Origin of the sequence: Acetobacter ghanensis (genome assembly GCF_001499675.1) — a bacterium.
Lineage (GTDB): Bacteria > Pseudomonadota > Alphaproteobacteria > Acetobacterales > Acetobacteraceae > Acetobacter > Acetobacter ghanensis.
On sequence record NZ_LN609302.1, the window covers coordinates 263183 to 281297 of the forward strand.

16 protein-coding genes and 1 pseudogene are annotated in these 18115 nt (G+C 55.5%); 6 read left to right on the top strand and 11 right to left on the bottom strand.

The genetic code is table 11. The features are described from left to right. Positions 1-94 precede the first annotated feature (94 nt). Positions 95-1372, top strand: coding sequence for an MFS transporter (locus AGA_RS01240; RefSeq protein WP_059022658.1), 1278 nt, complete (start codon positions 95-97; stop codon positions 1370-1372). On the opposite strand, the gene AGA_RS01245 is transcribed toward AGA_RS01240, so the two are convergent. After that, a complete protein-coding gene (locus AGA_RS01245; RefSeq protein ID WP_059022659.1) occupies positions 1369-2073 on the bottom strand; it encodes a tetratricopeptide repeat protein in 705 nt (234 codons plus the stop codon). The two genes, AGA_RS01240 and AGA_RS01245, sit on opposite strands and share 4 nt — an antisense overlap. 35 nt (positions 2074-2108) lie before the next feature. Continuing rightward, positions 2109-4415, bottom strand: coding sequence for a TonB-dependent receptor (locus AGA_RS01250; protein ID WP_059022660.1), 2307 nt, complete (start codon positions 4413-4415; stop codon positions 2109-2111). Positions 4416-4887: 472 nt separating this feature from the next. On the opposite strand from AGA_RS01250, the pseudogene exbB reads away from it, so the two are divergent. The 4 genes and pseudogenes from exbB (at position 4888) to AGA_RS01275 (ending at position 7666) form a co-directional block, all read left to right on the top strand. After that, a pseudogene (gene exbB, locus AGA_RS01260) lies at positions 4888-5627 on the top strand (tonB-system energizer ExbB). A gap of 24 nt (positions 5628-5651) precedes the next feature. Then, a complete protein-coding gene (exbD, locus tag AGA_RS01265) occupies positions 5652-6089 on the top strand; it encodes a TonB system transport protein ExbD (RefSeq protein ID WP_059022662.1) in 438 nt (145 codons plus the stop codon). After that, positions 6086-6931, top strand: coding sequence for a TonB family protein (locus AGA_RS01270; RefSeq protein ID WP_059022663.1), 846 nt, complete (start codon positions 6086-6088; stop codon positions 6929-6931). Before exbD ends, AGA_RS01270 begins: the two co-directional genes overlap by 4 nt. A 126-nt stretch (positions 6932-7057) precedes the next feature. After that, a complete protein-coding gene (locus AGA_RS01275) occupies positions 7058-7666 on the top strand; it encodes a superoxide dismutase (RefSeq protein WP_059022664.1) in 609 nt (202 codons plus the stop codon). Positions 7667-7672: 6 nt separating this feature from the next. Here AGA_RS01275 and AGA_RS01280 read toward each other — a convergent pair whose 3' ends face one another. After that, positions 7673-8740 carry an NAD(P)H-dependent flavin oxidoreductase gene (locus AGA_RS01280; RefSeq protein ID WP_059022665.1) on the bottom strand — a complete coding sequence of 356 codons (1068 nt, stop codon included), beginning with the start codon at positions 8738-8740 and terminating at the stop codon, positions 7673-7675. A gap of 356 nt (positions 8741-9096) precedes the next feature. Between AGA_RS01280 and AGA_RS01285 the strand changes: the two genes are divergently transcribed. Then, entirely contained in the window at positions 9097-9468 is a 372-nt protein-coding gene (locus AGA_RS01285; protein ID WP_059022666.1) for an HdeA/HdeB family chaperone, read from the top strand. A gap of 289 nt (positions 9469-9757) precedes the next feature. Here AGA_RS01285 and tnpC read toward each other — a convergent pair whose 3' ends face one another. The 8 genes from tnpC to trbF all read right to left on the bottom strand — a co-directional run bounded on the left by tnpC (position 9758) and on the right by trbF (position 18113). Then, entirely contained in the window at positions 9758-11368 is a 1611-nt protein-coding gene (gene tnpC / locus AGA_RS01290) for an IS66 family transposase (RefSeq protein WP_007397838.1), read from the bottom strand. Positions 11369-11431: 63 nt separating this feature from the next. Then, positions 11432-11779, bottom strand: a complete 348-nt coding sequence (gene tnpB / locus AGA_RS01295; protein ID WP_010510701.1) for an IS66 family insertion sequence element accessory protein TnpB — start codon at positions 11777-11779, stop codon at positions 11432-11434. Then, positions 11776-12135 (bottom strand): IS66-like element accessory protein TnpA, encoded by a 360-nt coding sequence (gene tnpA, locus AGA_RS01300; RefSeq protein WP_007400224.1) that lies wholly within the window; start codon positions 12133-12135, stop codon positions 11776-11778. The genes tnpB and tnpA overlap by 4 nt, the downstream gene beginning before the upstream one ends. A gap of 561 nt (positions 12136-12696) precedes the next feature. Next, positions 12697-14874: a hypothetical protein gene (locus tag AGA_RS01305; protein WP_231945883.1), complete on the bottom strand. Its 2178-nt coding sequence runs from the start codon at positions 14872-14874 to the stop codon at positions 12697-12699. Positions 14875-14993: 119 nt separating this feature from the next. Further along, positions 14994-15242, bottom strand: coding sequence for a DUF2274 domain-containing protein (locus AGA_RS01310; protein WP_059022667.1), 249 nt, complete (start codon positions 15240-15242; stop codon positions 14994-14996). Beyond that, positions 15239-16435, bottom strand: a complete 1197-nt coding sequence (locus AGA_RS01315; protein WP_059022668.1) for a TrbI/VirB10 family protein — start codon at positions 16433-16435, stop codon at positions 15239-15241. The genes AGA_RS01310 and AGA_RS01315 overlap by 4 nt, the downstream gene beginning before the upstream one ends. Next, complete coding sequence (gene trbG, locus AGA_RS01320; protein WP_059022669.1) at positions 16432-17433, bottom strand: P-type conjugative transfer protein TrbG; 1002 nt, start codon at positions 17431-17433, stop codon at positions 16432-16434. The genes AGA_RS01315 and trbG overlap by 4 nt, the downstream gene beginning before the upstream one ends. Further along, complete coding sequence (trbF, locus tag AGA_RS01325; protein ID WP_059022670.1) at positions 17430-18113, bottom strand: conjugal transfer protein TrbF; 684 nt, start codon at positions 18111-18113, stop codon at positions 17430-17432. The genes trbG and trbF overlap by 4 nt, the downstream gene beginning before the upstream one ends. Between the last annotated feature and the right edge of the window lie 2 nt (positions 18114-18115).

An 18115-nucleotide genomic window follows, 5' to 3' on the forward strand; every position in this document is an offset into this window, starting at 1 on the left:
GGCCACGTGCCTTACCTTGTAAAAATGCAGGAAATCCTTTTTATAAGTTCGCAGTAAAATACTTAATTTAAAATAAATTTCACGGGATCATCTCATGCCACAGGCCCCGCAACCTGTTACCCCCCATACAGAAAAACCCGTCTTAACCAACCAGACGGCCTATATTGTTGCGTGGTTTTTGTGCCTGATATTTTACTGGCTGCAATATTCCACCCGCTCCGCACCCAGCGTTATGGTGGGGGAACTGGTCTCCGCCTTTGGGCTGACAACCGTTGGTCTGGGGTCTTTGCTTGGGCTTTATTACTACACCTATTCCCTGTGCTCCATTATTTCGGGGGCGGCAGTGGACCGGTGGGGGGCCAAATACACCATTTCCTTCGGGGCGCTGGTTCTGGCGGCGGGCACTTGCCTGTTTGGCTGGGGGAACGAATGGGTGGCTGGCCTTGGCCGCCTTATGCAGGGCGCGGGGTCAGCCTTTGCGTTTGTTGGTGCAGTTTATCTGGCGGCACGCGGTTTTTCCAAACAGCATCTGGCAACAGCCGTGGGTGTAACCCAATGCGCGGGCATGATGGGGGGCGCCATGGGCCAATCCACCGTGGCGTGGTTGATTCATGATGTTATTAACTGGCATTTTTTCTGGATTGATACGGGCGGCCTTATTGCGCTGGTTGCCGTTTTTATATTTTTCCTGACCCCGCAGGAGCATAAAACTGCACACGTGGTTAGCCATTCTGCCGGTTCCATGTTTGCGCCTTACAAAAGTGTGCTTTCCAACCCACAATCCTATTTGTGCGGTTTGTGTTCTGGCCTTCTGTTTTTACCAACAACCGTGGGCAGCATGACGTGGGGCATAACCTTTTTGACCCAAAGCTGGCATATTGGGTACCATGAGGCCGTTATGCGCGCAGCCATGGTGCCAGTGGGCTGGATGGTGGGCTGCCCTGCCCTTGGCTACCTGACCGACCGCATAGGCCGCAGAAAACCCGTTCTACTTGGTGGCATTGTGGTTATGGCGCTAACCGTGGCTGCCATTATCTACCTGCCGGGCAACACGTTTCCGCCTTATGTACTGGCCTTTATGCTGGGTGTTGCCTCTGGCGCCGCCATGATCCCCTATTCCATTATCAAGGAGGTCAATGCAGACGAGGTTAAAGGGAGTGCTACGGGGGCAATCAATTTTCTGGTGTTTGTCATGAGCGCCATTGTCTCGCCCCTGTTTGCCGCGTTTTTGCAGCACCTTGGTCATGGCCAACCCCTGACCGGTGTGCAGTTTACGCAGGCATTCAGCTTTGGGTTGGCGGGTATTGTACTGGCTGGGGTTCTAACCTTTTTCCTGCAAGAAACAGGCCCCGCCAGCCGCGCAAACCGTTAGGACTGTTTGCCCAGCCGCTGCTCCACGCGGGCAAGCAATTCCGTTCGGTAGGGCTCGGGCATAAAAGGCAGCAGTTTTTTCATGGCGATAAAACACGCATCAAACCCGGTTTCGAGTGTTTTATGAAAAAACACCTGTGCGCAAGCGGTGTCTCCCTCCTGTAGGGCCAGACGCGCCATATTGAGCGCACCCCAACAATCCCCCGCATCGGCTGCGGCCTGATAGTACTGGCGGGCCGCAGCAACGCCAGAGGGTGATTGGTCCTCTTGCAAAAGACCAATCATATTTAACGCTTTTGCAACTCCTGCCTGCGCTGCCTTGACGTACAACGCGTAAGCCCGCGGAACATCACGCGGGATTCCCTGACCGGAAAGATACAGATCGGCCATATTGAAAAAAGCCCATCCGTAATTCTGCCGTGCGGCCATTTCAAAATATTGCAGGGCTAGCAAAGGGTTGGGCGTAATACCCCACCCTCGCTCATAGGCCCGCCCCAGCATGTTCAGGGCTTTGGCGTCACCACTTCTGGCGGCAACCTCAATCATGCTGAAGGCAGCGTGCATCTGCTGCCGGTCCAGATAAATCTGGGCCAGCAGAAGCTGCCCTTCAACAGGAGGAAGCGGGTCCGCATCCTCCTGCTGTATTGCTGCGGCAGAGGCCGTAAGCGTTGTGTTGTCGTCCTCTGGTCCAGAACACAGCATGGTCCCTGTCCGCCACAATACAGAATTGAAGATGCTCAGAAAGTTACGCCAACGTTGCCAATAAAGGTACGTCCTGCCGCAGGCACTGCACGGCCGGTAGAGAACGACGAGGCATAATTCAGGTGGTTGGTAATGTTATTGGCGTTAAACGACACGCGGTAATGCTTGTAGTCCCATGACAACATGCCATTGAAGTTGAAGTTGTAGGGCATACGTGCGGTATTGGTCGTATCGGGACCAGCCCAGTAACCGGAAGCATACTGAACACCACCCCCAATTTTGAGATCACCCCAGTTCGGGCGAAGCAGCGCGCGGGACAGGTTGTAAGAGCTCCAAACCGACATGGTGTTATGGGGCACCTGTGGTGCGGTCTTGCCGTTATCCCCTGTGGTGCTGTGCGTTACTTTGCCATCCATATAGGAGTAGGAAGCAAAGATCTGCCAGTCTTCCGTAATTTTTCCGGTTGCACTCAGTTCAACACCACGAATGCGGCGGCCGCTACCGGAATCTGCAAAACCGGTTTCCATGTCGCCATTGGTGTCATAATAGCGCGAGTTGTTTTCGCTAATCTGGAAGAAGGACAGGGTTGTACCCAGCCGTTTGTGCAGGAAGTCGGCCTTTGTGCCGAATTCAAACAGGTCACTCCGCTGCGGGGAGAGGTTAACCCCCTTCTGCGCTACGTCACCCGCCTGCGGTTTGATGGTCACCAGAGAGGACACATCAGTCCCGACAGGCTTATAGGACCGGGCGAACGTGAAGTAGAAAGACGCCATTTTGAACGGTGAATAGACAATGCTGCCAGAAGGGCTCCACCGGTCAGATTTCTGTTCCGCGCGGCCATTGGCCTGCGTGGAGCGGGCGTAATACGAGCTGGAGAAGGAATCCCACCGCCCGGTTCCAAACAGGGCAAGCTGCTTGGTTAGCTGGATCTTGTCCGCAATAAACAGGCCCAGATCCCGCGCATTGGCATTACCATAACCAGAGTCCGGGAAGGTCAGCGTTGTAGCACTAGACTGGTACTGCGGGTTGCGAATGGTCTGGTTATTTGTCCGGTCGGTATATTTTCCGGGCCAGCGGGAATCACTCGTGTAGTTAATATCGACCCCGGCCTTCAGGTCATGTTTGACAAAACCGGTGTTAAAGCGGGCACGCCCCATAAACACGTTCTGCACACCCCAGCCTTGCTGGCGGTACGCGGCGCCACCCCCTGCGCCATATGGCAGGGTCGGATTGCCACCACTAAGGAAGCTGGTCGCACAGGTTCCACTACAGGCCGCTGGCGTGGTGGCCGCATATTCACGGTCATACAGGCTCAGGCGCGTATCATTGGTAATGGTCAGCCAGCTGTTGACTTCGGACTTTAGCCCTGAGGTCAGCGTATGGATGTTGGACTGGTCGCGGTCAAAGCTACGGGTATAGCTGGTGTTGCGCGGCAGGCCGTATTCGGTAATCGGGCGGTATATGCCGTTCACCTGCAACATGCTGACCCCGTAGTCTGGGTTGCTGTCACTCCCCAACCATTGCCATGTCAGGTGCCAGGACGTCTTGCTCCGCAGGCCAACACCAAAATCCACAGCCGCGCCATAGCGGTTGGCGCTGACGTTATCACGGTCAACAATGTCCTGACGGTTGAACATGCCGTTCACCCGAATGGCCATGTCATCGTTGATCTGGTAGTTGATGTCCCCCGCCCCACGGAAGAGGGGGCCGCTACCAAAGGACTGGTCATAACTGAACTGGTTGCCAAGGTGCGCGTGCTTCTGGCTCTGGTTAATAACCCCGCCCACGTTACCGGCACCAAAATATTCACCCGATGGGCCTTTAATGACCTCAACACTCTCGGTGTTGAACATGTCACGCGTGTAGGTGCCAAAATCACGCAGACCATCCGTGTACATATCGCCACGGGCCTGAAGGCCACGAATACGGAACTGGTCCCCGTTCAGCCCGCCCGCGCCTTCCCCCGTGGAAAGGGTAATGCCGGGCACGTTGCTGAGAGCCTGATCCAACGTAAAGGCACGCTGCTGTTTGATCAGCTCCTGCGGGATAACGTTGATGGTCTGCGGCGTGTCCCGCACGGAATCAGGCATTCTGGCAATATTGAGAACCTGACTGTTGGTATTCCCAGACTGATAACCGTCCTGATCATCCTGCGTGCTGTGGCCACCCACACGCACGGCAGGCAGCTTGATGGCATGATCTGACGAGGATGGTTCGGTTCCAGCTTGCAACTCCTGTGCCTCGGCCTCCCCTGCGGCAAGACCAAAACCCACCGAAACACCGATGGCCATGGCGGTTCGCAACGTCCTGGTCTGTGTTGGGGGCCGCTGTGAGTAACCCATTCACTATACTCCCCGTTCAGCCCCTTGGGATAAGGCTGAACGCTGTCAAAACATGATTGAAACACACCGTCTCATAATTTTAGTCAGCCCTGATATGCAAATGATTCTCAACATCAAGAATCGCCTTCCCGTGATGATTGTGTTAATTTTACCACAACCCGCGCACGCAACTCGGAAGCAGTTTTTTCTGTTTCTGTTTGATTTATCATCGAATAATCAAAAAATGATGTTTATGGACCGGACGGTCTGACTCCTGTTTTTTTGATTTGATAAAGATTCTCACTTGCAATTAAATTTGTGTTTAGGCATTGCTCACCCACTGCACGGGTACGCGGTTCACACCGGCTCAACCCGCCGGACAAAACCAAAGCCTCAGACACAGGTTGAGACATGCCCGAACGCCTTATCCTCCAGACAACGGCGTTTTCCCCTGTGGTGAAGAGTGAACTTTATTGTTGAACAGGTTTAAACCATGCCTTCTGCCGCACTGCTTTCACAGAGTTTTTCCCCGTGGGATATGTTTCTTGGCGCAGGTGCCATTGTTCAGGGTGTTATGGTCATTCTGGCACTGGCCAGCCTGCTGAGCTGGACGGTGCTGATTGCCAAATCCGTGGAGTTCATTCGCTTAAAAAAAGCCTGAAACAGGCTGACAGTATTCTGGAAGACGCCGAAACTTTGGATGGGGCCGAGGCCTATACCCGCGACTGCCGCATTGCCCATACACTGGTTATGGCCGCAGAAGCAGAACGCACCCGCTCGCACGATATTCCTGATGACACGGAAGGGTTGAAGGAACGCATTGTCCTGCACCTTGAGCGGCTGGAAGCTGCCGAAGGCCGCCGCCTGATGCGTGGTACAGGGCTACTGGCCACCATTGGCGCCACCTCTCCCTTTGTGGGGCTGTTTGGCACGGTATGGGGGATTATGACGTCCTTTACCGGCATTGCCGCCACCAAGGCGACCAGTCTGGCCGTTGTGGCTCCCGGTATTGCAGAGGCTCTTCTGGCCACGGCACTGGGGCTGGTGGCCGCCATTCCTGCTGTTGTCATCTACAACCATCTGGCCCGCCAATGTGCCGGGTGCCGCGCACAGGTGGCGGACCTTGCCTCCCTTGTCATGCGTCTGGTCTCGCGCGATCTGGGGCGGATGCAAAGCCTGATGGCCAAGGGGCAGGTCGTACGGCTCGGCAACCGCTCCGTTGGCGCCGAGTAAACAGGGCAAGGGAGTAAGGCAGCCATGGCCATCCGCCTGCGTCATACAGATGAAAACCCGCATGAGGCGCATGAGATCAACGTCACACCGTTTATTGACGTCATGCTGGTGCTGCTGGTCATTTTTATGGTCACCGCCCCGCTAACAACCGTAAACGTACCAGTTGACCTGCCCTCCTCCACGGAAAAACCGGCCCCACGGCCAGATAACCCGGTTTTTCTAACCATAAAGGCAGACCAGACTCTGGCTTTGGGGGAAGATAGCGTCACCCAGAATGACCTGCCCAACGCCCTGAACGCGGCAGCAAAAGGGAATAAGGACGAACGCATTTTTCTGCGGGCCGACAAAAGCGTGGATTACGGTACCCTTATGAGCGTTATGGATAAGCTACGGGCTGCCGGATACCTCAAGGTTGCGCTGGTCAACCTGCAAGGGCAGGAAGAAAGCACGCAAGCACCATGAGCGGGCATATATCTCCCCTCCCCCACTTTTCTTTCAGCCACTGGCAGGCGGACCTGCTGCGCCGGGAGCAGCGCCGCGAAAACTTGTTATGGGGTCTTTCACTTCTCGCAGTCAGTGCTGTTAGCGGTGGGGTGTTGTGCTGGGTTCTGCTACAACCGCCTGCGGCTATCCCTACGCAGGAAGCGCCTCCGGCGGCCATTGCCATGGATCTGGCTCCCACGCCTGTTTCCATCCCCTCTCCGCCAACGGATGCCCCGCCCGGACCACAGCAGACCCTCTCGCAACCAGACCCAGCCCCCGAACTCCCGCCCGAGGTTTCCGCACCACCGGCTCCGGCACCCAACCCGCCAGTGCCCGTACCCGCGCCTGAAAAACTCCAGAAGATTGTTAAAAAGCACAAACCTGTGCCGCATCTGCCCAAGCCTGCACCAGACCTGCAAAAAACAGCTGAGCAAACCACAGCGCCTCCGGCTTTTTCCGCCCCCTCTTCCACAACGCAGGCCGCTCCGCCGCCGGGTCTGGCCTCCTCCCAAACCGCGCATGAACCTGCAACATGGCAAGGGCTGCTGCTGGGGCGGCTGGAAAAATACAAGCGCTACCCGGCACAAGCTCAGGCTACGCAGCAACAAGGTACAGCTCAACTCACATTCACCATGAACCGCAAAGGCCACGTCCTGTCCGCCCGACTGGCCGCCAGCTCCGGCCATGCCCTGCTGGATGAGGAAACTCTGGCCCTTGTCCATCGTGCTGAACCCCTCCCAACGCCGCCTGACAGCGTGCCGGGAGAGCAGATTACCCTGACCGTGCCCGTCGAATTCGAGCTCAAACACAATAGTGACTGAAACCCCGCATGAAAGCGGGAGTTACTAACCTGTAGCGTGCCTGCTCCCCAACCGGAGCAGGTGCAGGGTCGCGCCTCATTATGCGCGGCCTGTCCTATTGAAAAACGTCATATAAAGGAACCCGTCATGGCTTTTGAACTGCCAGCCCTCCCATTTTCCTACAATGCCCTTGCTGGCAAAGGCATGTGCCAGGAAACTCTGGAACTGCACCACGACAAGCATCATCAGGCCTACGTGACGGCACTTAACGGCTTTGTGGAAGCCAAACCGGAACTACAGGGCAAATCTCTTGAGGAAATTATTCTGGCCGTTAAGGGCAAGCCTGATCTGGCTCCGGTCTTTAACAATGCCGGGCAACACTGGAACCACATCCTGTTCTGGAACAATCTCTCCCCCACCGGCGGGGCTATTCCCACCGCGCTGGAAACCAAAATCAAACAGGATCTTGGTAGTGTGGAAGCGTTTAAGGAAGCGTTTAAAAAAGCCGCCATTTCGCAATTCGGGTCCGGCTGGGCATGGCTCGTGCTTTCGCCCTCTGGCAAGCTGGCCGTAACCAAAACCGCCAATGGCTCCAACCCTCTGGCAGAAGGACACGGGCAGGTGCTTCTGGGGCTGGATGTGTGGGAACACGCCTATTATCTGGATTTCCGCAACCGTCGCCCGGACTACATTACAAACTACCTCGACAAGCTCGCCAATTACGAATTTGCCGAAGCCCAGCTTAAAGCGGCCTAACGCCCCTTACCGGCGGCCCGCACGGGCCAGAGCCAGTTCCGCCTGCACTGTTTGCACCAGTCGGGCGGCTGGCATGGTGCGCACCAAAGGGGCACCCTGCCCTGCCCACTGCGCCCCAAACCCAGCTTCATCACATGCTCTGGCGGCAGCGTTAAGGGCTTTCTCTGCGTCATACGCAATGGGGTAGGCTGGGGGTGTGGGCACATCCGCCCTGTCCGCCAATGCCGTAAAACGGTTTGCCAGCGCCCGTGCCGGCCTGCCGGAAATAAGCTTGGTCAACCGGGTATGGTATGCCGCAGGCCCCAGCAGGGCCCGCCGGTAGGCCTCATCCGCTGCGGATTCCGGGCATGGAATAAACGCCGTGCCCATCTGGGCTGCCACAGCCCCCAAATCCAGCATGGCCGCAACACCCGCACCATCCATAATGCCACCGGCCGCCACAACAGGGCAGCGCCCCCAACGCACCAGAAGCCGCGTTAGCGCAACAACACCCAACCCATCATCCGGCGCATTCGGGTCAAACATTCCTCTATGTCCCCCGGCCTCTACCCCTTGGGCTATAACCGCATCCATTCCAGCCTTTTTTGCCGTGCGCGCTTCTGCCAGACTGGTCACGCTTGCTAGCAGAATGGCCCCTATGCCGCGCAGCGCCGCCACGGTTTCTGCATCTGGCACCCCAAAATGAAAGCTGATGACAGGCGGGCGAACCTCCAGCAGCATCCGCAGCATGTCCGGGTCATCAGCAAAGCTGGTGTAAGGAGCCTGCAGTGCGGTTGGCGCGGATGTACCAAACTGCGCAAACAGCGGTTGCAGCCATTCAAGCCATGCGGCCTCCCGCTGTGGGTCCCGCTCAGGCGCCCTGTACACGAACAGATTGACGTTAAAAGGCTGGGATGTACGAACCCGCAGCTCTGTTATCATCCCACGCGCAGCTTCCGCATCCACCGCACCGAGACCAAGAGCCCCCAGCGCACCCGCATTACACACAGCTGCGGCCAGAGCCGGGGTGGAAACGCCCGCCATAGGTGCCTGCAAGACAGGTACATGCAGCCCAAGCTGGTCAATAAAGGACAATACCTTCTCCTTCCAACACACCAGCAAAGGGTGAATAGCCTACGCGTGGGTCACATTACATGCTGCATTGTTTATTATGCAGGAGACTCTAACAAATCATAAGACAAATTCTGATAGACGCCAGTAAAACCCAAACCATTCCAACCAGAATAAAAGGTTAATTTTGTCTGATGATAATCGAATAAAATGGAACACAATGAATATATGTTTAAATTAAATGAATGTCTGGCAGAAATTTATAAATCCCCCCCTAAATGCGGGCTTGCATTATGAACATAGAGATTTTTCAGCATAAATATGCCATAGGGCATCCATAACAAAATGAAACAGGCACATTAGCCACAAGAAGGAAAACCATGATGCTGCGGAGTATAACCGTAAAAACCATTTTTCTTTTAAATATTGCACTCCTGCTCACGCATCCAGCACATGCTGAAACCAGTGTTATTGGTCTTGGCAACTTTTCCTGCGAAAAATATCTGAAGCTTCTGGATATTAACCCCCGGTCCGAAGAAAAGTTCATGGCCTGGGCACAGGGCTATATCAGTGGTCTTAGTAATGATCTGGCGCAGGCCAACCCGAACGCCAACCCAAATGACTTCGTCAGCAACATGACTTACGGCTCAGAAAAAATAAAACAGTTCTGTATCGAAAACCCAGAGTCCAAGTTCTCTGCGGCTGTTGATAGCGCGTTCCACGATATTGAGAAGCATCAGGGCGCTGAATAATATCAGCCTGCATTCTTTTAAGCGGGTAGCGCTGTGTAAGGACAATTGTCCGCACAGCGCTTTTCAACCTGACTCACACCCTATGTACACCCCCGTGAATAACCCTGTGGATAATGTGTATAAACCACAGAGTCGCATCATCCACAAAGCGCTACAAACGGCAGAAAACCGCCATTATTCTGCTTGCATCTCTAAACCTTCGCAGCATTAGCATTTTTGATGCAAAATCTTGATGTCAACTGATATCAAACTCAGAAATGTCGTAACCGGCCGCTCTGGGCCGCCTTGATTATGCGGCCTGTCTGTGCAGTGTATTCACGGGTTTCCAGTTCCATGGCAACAGTTCGTGGAGCCGGTTGATCTTGTGCTCGTTGATACGGGCCAGGACGTCGGCGAGGTAATCGTGCGGATTAAGCCGGGAGAGTTTTGCGCTTTCGATAAGCGTCATGGCATCAGCGATGTTGTCGCCCCCGGTGTCGGATCCGGCAAAGAGATAATTTTTTCGCCCCACGCATACGGGCCGTATGGCGCGTTCGGCAGGATTGTTGTCGATGGCGACACGACCATCTTCGAGGAACAGGGTAAAGGCCTTCCACCGGTTGAGCGCATAACGGATCGCTTTTGCCAGTTCCCCCTTTCCAGGGATACGGGCAAGCTGTGTTTCGCACCATGCGTGGAATGCTGTGACACGGGGGCGGCTTTGTTCCTGTCGGACAGCCAGACGATACGGGGCCGGGTGTCCGGTGATCTGGCGCTCGATATCGTAGAGCTCTCCGATCTGTTCAAGTGCTTCCCTTGCGATTGTCGAATCACTGCCCTTCCAGACATCATGGAAGGCCCGGCGGAGATGAGCCCAGCAGGCCGCTTCGCGCACGTGCACGGTTCCTGTTGCGTCTGGTTTATACAGATCCCTGAACCCGGCGTAGGCGTCAGCCTGCAGAATGCCCCGGAACTGTGCCAGATGGGTCTGGGGATTGATCCCCTTGCGATCGGGAGAGAACCAGTAGGCCACGGCGGGCGGATCACTCCCTCCCCATGGGCGGGGATCGCGCAGATAGCTCCAGATCCGCCCTTCCTTCACGCCCCGGGGTTTGCCAGCCTGACGCAGACGGGGGTCAAGAACCTGGATGGGTGTATCATCAGCATGTAGCAGGTCTGCCTTTACGACATCCTGACGGATCAGATCTGTCAGAGGACGCAGAACGGCAACGGCCTGACCACACCAGTCGATCAGGGTTGAACGGGGAATGTCCACACCCTGACGGGCAAAGATCTCATTCTGACGATAAAGCGGAATGTGGTCATCGAATTTCGAGACCAGGATATGGGCTAAAAGCCCGGTGCCAGCCATCCCCCGTGGGACAGGGCGCGACGGTGCTTCAGGCTGCACCAGTGTTTCGCAGTGACGGCAGGATTTCTTCAGCCGTGCCGTTTCGACAACTTTCAGTTTTGCCGCAATAAAGTCCAGTATTTCGGTGACATCTTCGCCTACAAGACGCAGGGGACCGCCACAGGCAGGACAGGCCTCACCTGGGTCGAGAACAATACGCTCCCGTGGTGTCGTGTCAGAAACCTTTGGTTTGCCACGCTGCCGTGGGGGAGAGAGTGCATCATCGCTGACATCATGCTCCCTGATATCAGGAGAAGGATCGGCTGCCGCGATGGCGATTTTTACATCTTCAAGGAGCAGTTCGAGTTGTTCAATCTCACGGTCTATCTTTTCTGAACTGGCCCCGAATTTCTGTTTCTGAAGACGTGCGATCCGGATTTTGAGAGACTGGACAAGAGCTTCATACGCACGGGCTGACGCAGAAAGCCGAGCCACTTCGGTCTGCAGGGAAACAATCATTTCCCTCAGGGTATCCGGATCATCAGGCAGGACCGCAGGTGCAGACGTCATTATGAAAAAATAGCAGAAAACCTAAGAAAATTCAAAATGTTCTGCACTCTCACGCCATAAAAATCAGGCCACGCGAGACGGTGGTGCAGACCAGGAAGGGCGTCTCCACTCCATGCCTTCCCACAGCATGGCCATCTGTGCTGTCGTCAGGCGTGCAACGCCCTCTGCCGGAGACGGCCATGGAAAACGTCCCTTCTCAAGCACCTTGTAATAAAGACAGAACCCCTGACCGTCCCACATCAGAAGCTTGATCCTGTCCCCACGGCGACCACGAAAGGCAAAGAGCGCCCCTGATGTCGGGTTCTGACGCAGCACGTCCTGTGCCAGTGCTGCCAGACCCGATATGCCCTTGCGCATATCGGTCACCCCGCAGGCCAGATAGACACGCACGCCGTTGCCCACGCCAATCATGCCGTCTCCGCAATCCGGATGACCCGGGCCAGAAGATCTTCGGCAGGATGTCCCGTCACCCTGATACTACGGCCATTGCGCAGCACTATGGCCAGTTCGTCAGGATCACCGCCAGATGCCACAGCAGGTGTCGTCACTGAAGCAACAGGAACAAACGCCACAGACTGATCTGGGGAAGATAGTCTTTGACGGAATGACGTCCGCCATTGGTAAAGATGTTGGCGGGTCAGGTCATGTCGACGTGCCACATCCGATACACTTGCTCCATCCACACCAACTTCAGCCAGTATCGCCAGCTTCCGTTCATCCGACCAGCGGCGGCGGCGTTCAACGCCAATCAGGATTTCCTGGGTCATTCTTACCTCTCAAATGACGTCAATAACGACGTCGTTAACGACGGTAAGTTACCAGTCACAATCCTCAATCATAAGGCGGCCTCAAACGGCCGGTTACCGAAATGTCCGCGAAGGCTGCGAACCAAACGCCACCTACAGCGTTGGCATGATGCCCGCTGGACGAGGCACATGGAATACCAGCCCCCAAAGTCGGACAGAAAACGCCCAATCGTTTCATTCTTCACTGCGCAGGCATAAGGCCTGTCATAATCGAACGAGCAATCGGCACTGCAAGGCTACGCGGCTTTCCACGTCTCACTACCCTAGATGCAAGTTGAATTGCTACGTCACTCCCACTGTCATCCCGATTTCCCCCTACGCGGGATTCCGATCACAAAAAAACCCGCCTCATTGGGGCGGGTCCATCGTGTCTTATCAGGCGGATAATGTCTGGTTGCGGGGGCACGCAGCCCCCGATACCGACACTCACTCATGTTTGCTGTCTAAACGCATGAATTGCTTTCCTATAATATTAGGAAAACAATCCTTGCCCGGAAAAACAATTACCTAATGAAACTCATATTATATATTATTACTGTCAAAATTTAGTCTGAGTTTATCTTGATAAACTGCAATACGCTTCTTCGCGCGGTCTATTACGTCGCTGAAATGCAGAATTTCAAAATAGGTTTCGCCTAGTGGAAACCGAGTAATAGGATCTAGCAATAGACTGGACTGGAACCATCCCTTTCCCGTCGGGAACGGAGTCCAATTCCCGCTAAGGCGAAGTGTGTTAATCTCGTTACCGATAAGATAACCATAGAATTTTTTAAGTCTTCCGCCAGACTTTGCTGCCAGTAATTGTGCATATTCCGATAGATCGCCGATATGTTCGTCTGTAGAGACACCGGGCGCCTTAAATTCCACAATGATCACGGAACCTTCTTTACTAAACACCGCGATATCGGGTCGTTTACCACTATTTTCCTCCACCCTTTTCGCGAGAATGTTTTGCATTGCAGCGTCAATGTCGCTCTCGAAGACAGCTTCACCGTCATCCCACTTGATATTGGCCAATGGCATATCTGAAGCGATATAATCATAATATTGATACTCCTCGCTCAGGAGCCAGATGTCGTGGTCCGTTACGTCTCTACTATCCTTACGCATAGGAAAGAAAATATTGTGAATGATCTGTTCGTCTTTCCTGCGAACACCAGCAGCGACATTCTGCATCGTAAGTTTTCGGTCACAGGCCAGATCCAGAATCTGGACGATAGCCGCCCGGCGTACAACGAGTTGCGAGAGCGTTGCCATATCAAAATTCTTGAGTGACGAAGTATATTTCCAAGACAATTCGTTAATTTTACTCCGGAATGTATCTGAATCCGGTTCAGAACAGAGGATTTCTTGCTTAAGCGTGAAAATTTCTGCAGTCTCGTCGAGAACTCGTTCCTGATACTTTTTAAGAACACGCTCGGCTAATTTACTCGCCGGCTCACCATAGACGATACGGGTCGAAGTATCCTGAAGCATAGCCTCACTGATACCGAACTGCTCTGTGACCTCTTTTAATAAATCATCCTTATTCCAGTCGGCGGGTGTCACCATTTCCTCAATGACCGGGTCGATCACACGATGAATATCTTCGTAAGAGATCTTCCCCTCAGAAAATAGATCGCCGCTGGGTATTGTGCTCGGGATATTGTCAAAGTCGTCACGCTGTTCGTTAACACAGATGTCGAGATATTCGCCTTCGATAAGGACGATATGATGGAAGCCACCTACTGGATTATTCTGCTCGGCGCGCGTACGGAGATAGAGTGCGGTGATGTCTTTCACAGGGGAGGATTTTGCACAAAAGGCAATTGCATTTCGCGGCAAGTCATAATGAGCCGCATCAAGTTTATAATGGGACAATTTCAATTGTTGGTAGGTTCCAAGCCCCGCACCGGTCGCTGGATCTCTCTCCTCAACATTCACCAGACGGTCAGTAGTCACTTTAGGTAGATCTGAATGCTGCAAGGTTCTGACTTGCTCATCCTGTTTCCAGTGACGGCTCACAAAGCGAATTCTAAAGTCACCCAACTGGTCACCAAGACTGACCAGACGTTGAAGAAACACGACAAGCATCTGCTTGCAAATTACCGGCGCCGCAAAAAAGCTATTCAGCGCTTCATTCTGAAAAATCCGTGAGCGAATACTCTCTTTGAGCCCATCCATTTGGATAACAGTGCCAATGTCCGATTCCTGTCCGGAACCCAGGATAAAATCGTCTGCTTCAATCTGCTTTTGGGGCTCCGCATAACGCAACTCACGCTTTAAAACAGTGTCGCCAACTCGGTAGCAGCTATCAATCGAGATATCTGTAAAATAAAGAAAAAACTGGATACGCCCTGCCCCTTTACATTTTCCAATTCCGGCAATGGGCAGATCATCCTTGTAGGATGTATCCTTCGTTAAAAATGCCTTAATCTGATCATCACCGATGCCGCAACCGTTGTCACGGCATGAAACTGACATAGTTTCACGATCACCAACCAAATCTGCGGCCGAGAAAGTTACTTCAATATCGATTTCCATAGCAGGCGCATTGGCATCACTGTGCCGACGGATTAAATAAGCATCAATAGCATTGGAAATGAGTTCTTCGAAAATGACATATTGATTCGAACTTATCTTAGTGTTTTTTATGCTTCCCCGGATATCGAGCGTCATTTTGGTCTCTCTCTGCGTCCCCAGGGTAAGTGATTTTGCCATTGGACACCAGTACCAGGGTGTGTCAAGTCTGGGCCTTTTGGCGCGGCAATCGGTAGCAACCGCCAAAAAACTGCGCCAATAGCAATGGAGAGAGAATTGTTCCGCCTCTTTTATCCCATTTAGAGATAATTATTGCCGCCGCGTATTACTGTATTGGCCCGCCGCGCCTTTGCGAACCCTCGATTCGTGGCGATAAATCGCTCCAGCATAGGCACAACGAGACGCACGGGATCGATGGGCGCTTGCCCGGTTCCGCGCCCTAATATCTCGGCATAGGTTGCGAGATCACGGTGCAGGGTGGCTGGCAGCTCCAGCGTGACCTTCACGGGCTTGTCGTCCTCGATCGGACCAAGCTTCAACTTCGTCATGGGCGAAATTCTTTCTCTTTCCAGGGCTTGAGGACGAGATCGCGATTCAAAACAAGCGTGAACGGCAGGCCCGGCCGATCAGTCAGCGTCGGCTGAATATTCAGGCTGCGATCGATCAGCCGGTTGCCGACCATGGAGAAACCGTTGCTCGCCCCGCTGCGGATCGCCTGCATCAGGTTGTTCTCATTCCATGACGTCCCGGCTTCGGAGCCCACGCTGAGAAGGGTCGTGACCAGGGCAGCCTTGAAAAGCTGTCCCCAGTGGTTGTTCACCTCGTCGGACAGGCCTGACTGGCCGATGGCGTTGCCGCCTGGCAGCTTTTCCAGCACGAAGCTATCCCCATTGGGTAAGATCAGCCGAGTCCAGATGATCTGGGTCCGCTGCTGCCCGAAGGAAACACTGCTGTTATAGGCCCCGAACAGGGTGCTGCCCTGCGGGATAAGCAAGAACCGTCCGGTCGGACTGTCATAGACGTTCTGGGTCACATGCCCGACGATCTGGCCGGGCAGATCGGAACTGATCTTCGTGTTCAGCGCCCCAGCGATCACCGTGCCCGCCTGAAGAACGTATGGGGATGCGGGCGGCGTCATCCGGTCCGGGCTGACCGTCACGCGATCCGGCTGACCTGCCAAAAAGGTACGATTGCCGGTTTGTTGGTCCGTCCCAGCCGGCGATGCCGGCGCTCCGGGAACGGTGGCCATCACCGGAACCACCTGCGTACTTTGACCGTCGCGCACTTCGACCTGCGCGAAGAGCCGACTGGTCCGCGCCGCCTCAATCTCCTGGTCGCCACGCCGGTCTCCCATGCCGGAAACCGGTCCCGCGCGGCCCTGCCGCTGTGCGTCGAGGATCGGCTTGCCCAGATCGCCGGGCAAAGGCGGTCCGAGCCTCGGGGTGGCGGTATAATCGCTGGGCAGTGCCGATAGCCCGTCGGCCGAGGCGCGCGCATCCGTGTCTTGCGCCGCCTGGACCGGACCCTTTGGTGTATTGCTTTGCAGCGCATAGCCCAGCGCGAGGCCGATCGCGAGCATCCCGACACCACCCAGCGTCCAGATGACGGGGCGCGAGAGCTTTACGACTGGTGGCCGCTGCGCGCGCAGCCGCAGATCGGCAGAGGGCGACAGGGATGATGGTCCTGTTCCGCTTGTGGTGCCTCCCGTATTCCCTTCCGGGCGCTCTTCCACGCCGCTCATGACTTCCTGCCATCCGTGCGCACGATCCGCACACGCTGCTCGGAATGCTTGTCGCCCAGCCGCAATTCGGCTGAGGCGAACAGACGGTCGACGATCATCCAGTTCTGCCGGACGCGGTAGTTCACCAGTTCAGGCCCGCCATCGGCTCCCAGTACAAAGAGCGGTGGCAGTTCGCCCTGCCCGATACCGGACGGAAACGCGATGAACACCTTTCGCCCGTCATCGAACGCCCGCAGAGGCATCCAGGGCGGCACCCCACCTTTCACGCTTTCGATCGCGTAGCGGAAATTGAGTGCGTCGAGATTCAGCCCCGCTTCCGCCGGGGTGGCATCGTCGGCGTCGCTGTCCTGCCTATGCAGGGCAATCAGATCGTCCTCGGGATAACCCCACGATACTGACGCCATATAGGTCGCCGGTGTCGCCCGCAATTCGGCAAGGTAGGTCCGCCGGTCGGTATTGACGATCAGGTTGGTAGTCAGGTCCGGTCGCGTCGGCTTGACCAGGATATGCACGCGCCTGGTCATGCCCGTGCCACTGGTGGTATCGCCGACGATCCAGCGCACGGTATCCCCCATCGCGACCGGCCCAGTGCCGACCAGCTTCTCGCCGGGTTGCAGCATAACGTCGGTGATCTCGCCGGGCGAGGCATAGATCTGATAAAGCGCGCCCGCGCTGTAGGGGTAAACCTGCACCGCGTTCACATAACCAGCCCGTGTTGGCTGGATGCGAGCGGCAAGATTGGCCTGCGTCACCCTCACGGTAGGGTCGCTCGCCTCGGGCGCAGAGCGGCTACGCCGTAAGGGCGGAAGCGGCTTGAGCTGGCCCGGCAGAGGAAGGATTTTCGGGACTTCCACGACCTGCACCGGTTTCGGCGGATCGGGCTGGCGCACGGCCTGAGCCGCATCGTCATAGCGGATGACGGGTGGATGGTACTGCTGCGCGCATCCGGCCAGGGGCAGGACAAGCAGAGGAAGAAAACGAAGAGCATGACGGATCATTGGCCTAGCTCCTTCGACCAGTTGATGGCGGAGACGTAGATTCCGAGCGGGTTTTTCCGCAGATGATCCGCGTCGCGCGGGGTGCGCAGAACAACCGACACGATGGCGGTCCAGCGTTCGGTGCCGGTGAACGCGCCGTCACGGTAATGGCGCTCCGTCCAGGCGACACGGAAGCTGCCGGGCGAGGCCCGGATCACCGAGGCAATGTCCACCTCAACCTGCTCATGTCCAATGCGTGAGAACGGATCGTTCAGGCGGGCATAATCGTTCAGCGCTGCTGCGCCCGATGTCGTGGTGAAGTCATAGGCCCGCAGCCAGTTATGCCGAACAACCACAGCATCGGACGACAGACCACGGACATCACCGATAAACTGCGCCAGATACCAGGCGATCTGCGGATCGGCTGGCCTGTAACCGGCCGTCGCCGGGGCCACGACCTGTGCCTGCCCCAGATGGTCGACCTGCACAACCCAGGGCACAACGGTCCCGCGCATAGATTGCCAGATCAAACCGGCGCCAAGACTGGCGGACAGGAATAATGAGCCAAACGCCATCAGTCGCCAGTTGCGCGCCTGCACGCGAGCGGAGCCGATGCGCTCGTCCCAAATCTGCGCGGCTTTATGATAGGGCGTGACCGGCTCGGGCGTGGTCCCGTAGCGTGTGGTGGAGCGACGGAACATCG

Bases quoted from the DNA above. Each gene is read 5' to 3' on its own strand.
- AGA_RS01285 (WP_059022666.1), top strand. From the start codon at position 9,097: ATGATGCTGCGGAGTATAACCGTAAAAACCATTTTTCTTTTAAATATT.
- AGA_RS01310 (WP_059022667.1), bottom strand. From the start codon at position 15,242: ATGACGAAGTTGAAGCTTGGTCCGATCGAGGACGACAAGCCCGTGAAG.
- tnpA (WP_007400224.1), bottom strand. From the start codon at position 12,135: ATGACCCAGGAAATCCTGATTGGCGTTGAACGCCGCCGCCGCTGGTCG.
- AGA_RS01245 (WP_059022659.1), bottom strand. From the start codon at position 2,073: ATGCTGTGTTCTGGACCAGAGGACGACAACACAACGCTTACGGCCTCT.
- AGA_RS01275 (WP_059022664.1), top strand. From the start codon at position 7,058: ATGGCTTTTGAACTGCCAGCCCTCCCATTTTCCTACAATGCCCTTGCT.
- tnpC (WP_007397838.1), bottom strand. From the start codon at position 11,368: ATGACGTCTGCACCTGCGGTCCTGCCTGATGATCCGGATACCCTGAGG.
- AGA_RS01250 (WP_059022660.1), bottom strand. From the start codon at position 4,415: ATGGGTTACTCACAGCGGCCCCCAACACAGACCAGGACGTTGCGAACC.
- AGA_RS01240 (WP_059022658.1), top strand. From the start codon at position 95: ATGCCACAGGCCCCGCAACCTGTTACCCCCCATACAGAAAAACCCGTC.
- AGA_RS01305 (WP_231945883.1), bottom strand. From the start codon at position 14,874: ATGGCAAAATCACTTACCCTGGGGACGCAGAGAGAGACCAAAATGACG.
- exbD (WP_059022662.1), top strand. From the start codon at position 5,652: ATGGCCATCCGCCTGCGTCATACAGATGAAAACCCGCATGAGGCGCAT.
- trbF (WP_059022670.1), bottom strand. From the start codon at position 18,113: ATGTTCCGTCGCTCCACCACACGCTACGGGACCACGCCCGAGCCGGTC.
- AGA_RS01315 (WP_059022668.1), bottom strand. From the start codon at position 16,435: ATGAGCGGCGTGGAAGAGCGCCCGGAAGGGAATACGGGAGGCACCACA.
- trbG (WP_059022669.1), bottom strand. From the start codon at position 17,433: ATGATCCGTCATGCTCTTCGTTTTCTTCCTCTGCTTGTCCTGCCCCTG.
- AGA_RS01270 (WP_059022663.1), top strand. From the start codon at position 6,086: ATGAGCGGGCATATATCTCCCCTCCCCCACTTTTCTTTCAGCCACTGG.
- tnpB (WP_010510701.1), bottom strand. From the start codon at position 11,779: ATGATTGGCGTGGGCAACGGCGTGCGTGTCTATCTGGCCTGCGGGGTG.